1 protein-coding gene is annotated in these 350 nt (G+C 69.7%); it reads right to left on the bottom strand.

The features are described from left to right. Positions 1 to 350, bottom strand: a 350-nt coding sequence (locus tag GTW40_RS29065) for a polyketide synthase (RefSeq protein ID WP_161183112.1), incomplete at both ends; no start/stop codon positions are given.

Raw genomic sequence — 350 nt, 5'->3', positions numbered from 1 at the left:
TGCAAGGCCACCAGCGACGACGAGCACGCCGTGTCCACCGTCACCGCCGGACCCTCCAGCCCGTACGTGTACGCCAGCCGCCCCGAGACGACGCTGGAGAGGTTGCCCGCCAGGAGGAAACCCTCGAACTCGCCCGGCGTCCTGGGCAGTCGGGAGGCGTAGTCGTCGTACATGGCGCCGGTGAAGACGCCGGTGGTGGAGCCGCGCAGGGTGGCCGGGTCGATGCCGGCGCTCTCGAAGGTCTCCCATGCCGTCTGGAGGAGGAGACGCTGCTGCGGGTCGGTGGCGATCGCCTCGCGCGGCGACATCCCGAAGAACCCGGCATCGAACTCGTCGGCGTCGTAAAGGAA

It is taken from the genome of Streptomyces sp. SID4985, from assembly GCF_009863025.1.
Classification (GTDB): domain Bacteria; phylum Actinomycetota; class Actinomycetes; order Streptomycetales; family Streptomycetaceae; genus Streptomyces.
Note: the sequence above shows the minus strand (reverse complement) of the source record. Positions and strands in the feature narration are given on the sequence as shown.